Source organism: uncultured Brachyspira sp. (genome assembly GCF_944390595.1).
In the GTDB taxonomy this organism is placed as follows: Bacteria; Spirochaetota; Brachyspiria; order Brachyspirales; family Brachyspiraceae; genus Brachyspira.
Genome location: NZ_CALXRN010000045.1, coordinates 1 through 6,606 on the forward strand (window position 1 = coordinate 1; position 6,606 = coordinate 6,606).

The 6,606-nt window shown below is 27.0% G+C and carries 7 protein-coding genes; 2 read left to right on the forward strand and 5 right to left on the reverse strand.

Features of this window, described 5'->3' with window-relative positions; all coding sequences use genetic code 11:
- The 3 genes from Q0J90_RS02385 to Q0J90_RS02395 form a co-directional block, all read right to left on the reverse strand.
- A partial coding sequence (locus tag Q0J90_RS02385) for an AAA family ATPase (protein ID WP_297276386.1) occupies positions 1-1,180 on the reverse strand: 1,180 nt, incomplete at its 3' end.
- Positions 1,181-1,232: 52 nt separating this feature from the next.
- A complete protein-coding gene (locus Q0J90_RS02390; protein ID WP_297276387.1) occupies positions 1,233-1,811 on the reverse strand; it encodes a chromate transporter in 579 nt (192 codons plus the stop codon).
- A 13-nt stretch (positions 1,812-1,824) separates the two neighbouring features.
- On the reverse strand, positions 1,825-2,397 hold the full coding sequence (locus tag Q0J90_RS02395; RefSeq protein ID WP_297276388.1) for a chromate transporter: 573 nt from the start codon (positions 2,395-2,397) through the stop codon (positions 1,825-1,827).
- A gap of 190 nt (positions 2,398-2,587) precedes the next feature.
- Here Q0J90_RS02395 and Q0J90_RS02400 point away from each other — a divergent pair, with 190 nt between their 5' ends.
- Both Q0J90_RS02400 and Q0J90_RS02405 read left to right on the forward strand, forming a co-directional pair.
- Positions 2,588-2,830 (forward strand): (2Fe-2S)-binding protein, encoded by a 243-nt coding sequence (locus tag Q0J90_RS02400; protein WP_297276389.1) that lies wholly within the window; start codon positions 2,588-2,590, stop codon positions 2,828-2,830.
- A gap of 19 nt (positions 2,831-2,849) precedes the next feature.
- Entirely contained in the window at positions 2,850-3,314 is a 465-nt protein-coding gene (locus Q0J90_RS02405) for a YbaK/EbsC family protein (RefSeq protein ID WP_028329036.1), read from the forward strand.
- Positions 3,315-3,422: 108 nt separating this feature from the next.
- On the opposite strand, the gene Q0J90_RS02410 is transcribed toward Q0J90_RS02405, so the two are convergent.
- Together Q0J90_RS02410 and Q0J90_RS02415 are read right to left on the reverse strand one after the other, a co-directional pair.
- Complete coding sequence (locus Q0J90_RS02410; protein ID WP_297276390.1) at positions 3,423-4,082, reverse strand: DUF4405 domain-containing protein; 660 nt, start codon at positions 4,080-4,082, stop codon at positions 3,423-3,425.
- A 185-nt stretch (positions 4,083-4,267) separates the two neighbouring features.
- Positions 4,268-6,547, reverse strand: coding sequence for a heavy metal translocating P-type ATPase (locus tag Q0J90_RS02415; RefSeq protein WP_297276391.1), 2,280 nt, complete (start codon positions 6,545-6,547; stop codon positions 4,268-4,270).
- Positions 6,548-6,606: the final 59 nt, after the last annotated feature.

Sequence of the window (6,606 nt, forward strand, 5' to 3'; positions counted from 1 at the left end):
TAACATTTTTAAATACTATATTACATTTATTTTCTGATAATTCTGTGATATAAAAATTAACCCTTTCATCTATATTATGCCTTTTTGAAAATCTATTAATAGCTTCCAAAAAATAATGACTATGTGTTGTTATTGTAATAGTCAAATTAAAATATTTTTGTAATAAAACTATTAGCTCAGCATATATAAGCTGCCATTTTGGGTGAAGATGTATTTCAGGCTCATCTAATATAAGAACATCTTTTTCATTCAAAGAACCATTTTCTAAAAGCCTTTTTATTATAACAAAAGATTTTAATCCCGCTGAAAGATTTCCCAATTTTATTTCAATATCATTTTCATTGTAATGCAAATAAAAATCATCATCTTTATTTATAATTTTTGAATTCATAATACTATTAAGTACATCATAAACTTTTTCTAGAATCTCTTTATTCTTTACTGAATCAAATATATTTTTATTATCATCAGATACAAAATCATCTATAGTTTTTTTCAAAATAAAATTATCTGTATCAATATCACTATTTATATAATTTATAATAAATGGATTATCAATATAAAATGCATTATGAATAATATTAAAATCAGAATCAAATTTTACACATTCATCATTTTTAAATTCTATATTCATTTTTTGATTTTTTATTTCTAACTCTAATTTGGCATTTTCATTTCTATTGAATAGATTATTAATTTGATATTCAAAAATATTTCCGAAATAATCACTCATTATTTCTAATATTAATTTACTATTTTTTACAGAAATAATTTCCAATATACTTTCTGATATTTCATCAAATATTTTATCATCAACTAAAATAATATCTTCTTTCTTAATATTACTTTTTACTATATTAATTAATTTATCTGACGACATATCATTAGATAAATCATTTATATAATGGTATATTTTATCTATTATTGGACTATTTTTAGGAATTAGAAAAGAAACCCCAAATTTATTTTTTATATTTAATTTTTTTAATATATTAAATATTTTATGCTTTAAATCTTCTTCTATTACAAGATTTTTATAATCATCATAATTAAATATAGAAAATAAAATTTTTCCTATCGTACTTTTGCCTGTATCATTATCTCCGCATATAACAGTTATGCCGTCTATTTTTATATCTGCTTCTTCTACTTTTGCAAAATTAGATATTTTTAATTTCATAAAAAAGAGTCCTAAATGTTATAATTATCGTCATAGCAAATAATAAAAATTATCAGTACAAAACTATACCCAAAACAGCCGAAATTACTATTATGGCTAATATAGGAACTTTTTTTATTTTCAAAAATATTGATAATGCAAATATAAATATTCCTATAGGACTAATATATTTAAAAATGTTTTGAACAAAATCAATATTTCTTAAAATAGAAGTTTCTGTAAGCTGAACAAAGAAAGCATCCTTGGTAAAAGTTACAACAGCAGAAGCAATTAGAGCAACAGCAGCTACACGTAAAGCATTCATTATACTATTAAACTGCTCATTGTTTTTAACTGCATAGAAAAACTTAGATACTATCATAGTGATAATGAAAGCAGGAATAAATATACCGAATGTTGCAACTGCTGATCCTAAAACTCCAGCTACTTTATACCCTACAAATGTTGCCGCATTAATAGCAATAGGTCCTGGTGTTATCTGCGATATTGCCACAAGATTAGAAAATTCTGAAGATGTAATCCAATTATATTCTTTTAATATACCAAGAAGCAATGCTATAATAGCATATCCTCCGCCGTAAGTAAAAAGTCCTAATTTTGCAAATATATAAAAAAGTCTTACATAAATCATAACACAATTCCGATTAATTATTTTTCTTTGTAAAATTTTTATTTATTATATAATACAGCCATCCTATAAAAGCAGCAATAAGCAATGTATATATAACATTGAAATTTAAAAACACAACTAGTATGAAACTTAATATAAAAAGAAAAGTTGTAAATTTATCTTTCATAACCTGTTTTCCCATACCAAAAGCAGAAAGAAGTATGAGTCCTGCAATGGCACCTCTGATACCTAAAAAAGCTTTATTTACATATTCCGTATTTTGAAATCTCTCAAATATAGGTGCAATGATTAATATAATTATAAATGAAGGCATCATAACCCCAATTCCTGCCATTATTCCGCCGAATATACCTGCTATTTTAAATCCTGTTAAAAGCGATGTATTTACAGCTATAACACCTGGTATACTTTGTGCAAGGGCAAATACATCTATTATTTCATCTTTGGTTAAAAACTTTCTCTTATTAACAAATTCATCTTCCATAATAGGAAGCATAGCAAGCCCTCCTCCTATTGTAACAAGACCTATATAAAAGAATGAAAAAAACATCGTATACCAAGAAGGTTTTTTGTTATTATCTTCCATACCATATTCCCAAAATAATTTTAAACATAATAAACTATATCATACTAAAATTATTGTCAATAGTAAATATAATTGATTTTTAATCGAAATAAATATATTATGTAGTCATAAGGTTATTTATTTTTTACATATTTATATTTAATTTATTATATTATAATATATAAGATTACAATTATAATGGGAGATATGTATGGAACATGATGTAGAATATTTAAAAAATGAAACATCTATAAATTATGATAAAACACTATGTTATTGCAAGAATGTATCATATAGAACTGCATATACTGCTATAGCAGATAATAAAATTACTTCTATTGAAGAAGTAATTGAGAAAACAGCAGCTTCTACCGGATGCGGCGGATGTAAAGAGAGAATTTTAAGCTTAATAGAATATGCTAAAACAAACAATTATGAACCATTAAATTTTTAATTTATAGGATAAAGTTATGATTAATGAAAAGGTACTTAATGCTTTAAAAGAACTCAATATAGAATATAAAGAATTTGATGAGGCTGGTGCTACAAAAACCGTAGAGGATGCAGCCAAAACATTAAATATAGAAAAAGGACAGGTAGCTAAATCTATATTAGTAAAGCCTGCTAAAAAAAATTTTGCAATGATCATAGCTTCAGGGGATAAAAAAATATCATCTAAAAAAATGCGTGCATATTTCGGATGTAAAACTAGTTTTGCAAGTGCAGAAGATACATTTAATTTAACAGGATTTACTTTCGGCGGAGTATGTCCTTTCGGAATTGATAAAACTAAAATAGATATACTTGTTGATAAAAGTATGTCGCGTTTTAATGATTTATATATAGCCTGCGGAAGCGACAGTTCTTTGGCTCAAATGAGTTATAATGAAATACTTGAAAAGATTTCCAATGTAGAAGTTGATTTAATGGATGAATAAATAAAAAAATAATAATAAAGTATGCCATAGGGATTATAACAATTCCTATGGCATTTTTTTGGGAAAAATATGATTTAAAAAATTATCATTGCATATTAATCAAGGTATTCATTTTGAAGTATTTTTACTAATTAATTTATTATTTAATATATGTAAATAATAAGTAATAAATATAAATAGTCCCATTATAGCAATATGATCCATAAAGAAAAATACAGCAGGCTCTTTTAATGCAGGAACTTTTGCAATTAAAAACATTTTTATGTAAAAACCTCTTTTTATAAATGAAACTACTCCATATACCGCTATTAACAAACCTATTATTAAATATATTTGTTTTTTTATATTTATCATTTTTTTACTCATATTTATAAATATTCCCCAATGCATTCCTAGATGCACAGACATCAATATAAATCCCCAATAGCTGCAAACTATATGTAATTTTTTATTAAATACTTTTATATCACCAATATTAAAAAATTCGAGTACGTTTTTATTAAATAATATTCCGCTTATAATTAATCCAAGCATACATATAAAAAGCATGGTATTTATAAATGTATTCAATGATCTATTTAAATTATATTTTCCTTTAGGCAAATTTTTGTACCAATTAAAATTTAGTATATGATGAAGTATAAAAAAGATAAAAATTAAATAACCCAAATATTCATGCATAGTACGTCCTGTTAAACGGTACGCCATTAAAACAAAAAAAAGAATAGTCATTATTATATCTACAACTATTTTAATTGTATTTTTCATATACAATTCTCCTCCTATTACAATCTATATAATATATAGTATGCTATTTATTTTATTAGACGAATTATATAATGAAAAGTTTCTGATATTTTTATTTTTTATAAAAATTTATAACACTTTTATAAAAAACAGCCATAAAAATAAAATCTTTATGACTGTTTACGGAGTAAGTATGATACAAAAAATTATGATCGGCTAGATTTAAAAAAGTTGAGCCTTAAGGCATTAGTAACTACACATACAGAACTTAAACTCATAGCAAGTGCAGCAAATATTGGATTTAAAAGTAAGTCTTTGCCCAAAATAGAAACTAAAAAATTCCCAATTGATGAAGCTATTAAAGGTTCCCTAAACACATGCAAAACTCCTGCAGCAATTGGTATTCCAAGCACATTATAACAAAAAGCCCAGAATAAATTTTGTTTTATATCCCTCATAGTAGCCTTGCTTAATTCTATTGCAGTTACAACATCATTTGTATTTGATTTTACTAATACTATATCAGCACTTTCAATAGCAACATCGGTACCGCTTCCAATAGCTATACCTACATTAGCCTGAGTCAAAGCAGGAGCATCATTTATACCATCGCCTACCATAGCAACAGTTAAGCCTTGATCCTGAAGTTTTTTTACTTCATTAGATTTTTCTTCAGGCAATACTTCCGCAAATACAATATCAATACAGGCTTCTTTTGCTACTGAATTAGCTGTGTTTTTATTATCTCCTGTAATCATTGCAGTTTTTATGCCAAGTTTATGAAGTCTTTTTATTGCTTCGATGCTTTCTTTTTTTAATTTATCAGCAACTGCTATTATACCTAAAAGTTTATTGTCATAAGCAACATACATAGGAGTCTTACCTTCTTTTGAAAGTTTATCCATATATGAATTATAATTTTCTATATTTATATTTTCTTTGTTCATAAGCTTATCATTGCCCATTAAAACTTTTTTATTATCAATAAATACTTCTATACCAAAACCAGCTATGGCTTTGAAATTTTCTATATTTAAAAGTTTAATATTTTTTTCTTTAGCCTCTCTTACTATAGCTTCACCTAATGGATGTTCGCTTCCATTTTCAGCACTTGCCGCTATTAAAAGAAGTTTATCTTTATCATCAGAAACAATATCTGTAACATAAGGCTTTCCTTCTGTAAGAGTACCTGTTTTATCGAACATCACAGCATTTATTTTTTCTGAAACTTCTAAGGCTTCTGCATTTTTAAAAAGTATTCCAAGTTCAGCTCCTTTTCCTGTACCAACCATTATTGCAGTAGGTGTAGCAAGCCCCAAGGCACAAGGACAAGCTATAACAAGTACAGATACGAATACAGTTAAAGAAAATACAAAATCATGCAAAGCTATAAACCATATTACAGCAGAAATTAATGCTATTGTTATTACAGCAGGTACAAAGTATGAAGACACAACATCTGCAATATGCGCTATTGGAGCTTTTGAACCTTGAGCATCTTCTACTAATTTTATAATCTGTGCTAATGCGGTATCAGCTCCTACTTTTTGAGCTTTGAATTTAAAACTTCCTGTTTTATTTATAGAAGCTCCTACTACTTTATCGCCTACACTTTTTTCAACAGGTATACTCTCACCTGTAAGCATTGATTCATCTACGCTGCTGTATCCTTCTATTATTTCGCCGTCAACAGGAATTTTCTCACCAGGACGAACTAATAATATATCATTTACCTTTACATCTGAAATTTTTATTTCTTTCTCTTCTCCCTCTTTTATTATAGTAGCAGTTTTAGGCTGAAGTCCCATAAGTTTTTTAATTGCTTCTCCTGTCTTTCCTTTGCTTCTAGCCTCTAAGTATTTTCCAAACTGTACTAATGTTATTATAACTGCTGATGATTCATAATATAGGTTTTCACCATGAGGATTAAGTCCCATAAATGCCAAAACAGTAGAATAAATACTGTAAGCGAATGCTGCGGTTGTTCCTATTGAAACGAGCGAATCCATATTTGGAGAGCCTCTGAAAAGTGCAGGAAAACCTAATGTATAGAATTTATAACCTGATATCATAACAGGTACACATAAAAATATTGCTGCTATAGAAAAAACTTGAGGATTAATATGATGCACCAAAAAACTAGGAATTGGGAATTTAACAAAACTTACCATAGGCGCCATTGATATATAAAAAAGCGGTATAGAAAATATGGCTGATATTATAAGCCTTATTTTCTGTTCTTTTATCTCTTTAGCTTTTCTTTCTGAAGGGTCTTCTTCCTTGCCTAATACCTGATACCCTGCTTTAACTATAACATTAACTATATCGTTATATTTTAATTTATTCTCATCAAAATTTAAAACAGCTTTTTCTGTAGCTATATTAACATTTGCTTCATCTATGCCTTCTGTTTTTTTTAATGCTCTTTCAACTGCCCTTGAACAGGCAGCACAATGCATACCGCCTATCCTTAAAGTCATTTTCATAATCTACAAACCTCTTAAAAGTTAAATAAATCTAACAATATAAAGTATATCATACTAGG

Bases quoted from the DNA above. Each gene is read 5' to 3' on its own strand.
- Q0J90_RS02395 (WP_297276388.1), bottom strand. From the start codon at position 2,397: ATGGAAGATAATAACAAAAAACCTTCTTGGTATACGATGTTTTTTTCA.
- Q0J90_RS02390 (WP_297276387.1), bottom strand. From the start codon at position 1,811: ATGATTTATGTAAGACTTTTTTATATATTTGCAAAATTAGGACTTTTT.
- Q0J90_RS02415 (WP_297276391.1), bottom strand. From the start codon at position 6,547: ATGAAAATGACTTTAAGGATAGGCGGTATGCATTGTGCTGCCTGTTCA.
- Q0J90_RS02400 (WP_297276389.1), top strand. From the start codon at position 2,588: ATGGAACATGATGTAGAATATTTAAAAAATGAAACATCTATAAATTAT.
- Q0J90_RS02410 (WP_297276390.1), bottom strand. From the start codon at position 4,082: ATGAAAAATACAATTAAAATAGTTGTAGATATAATAATGACTATTCTT.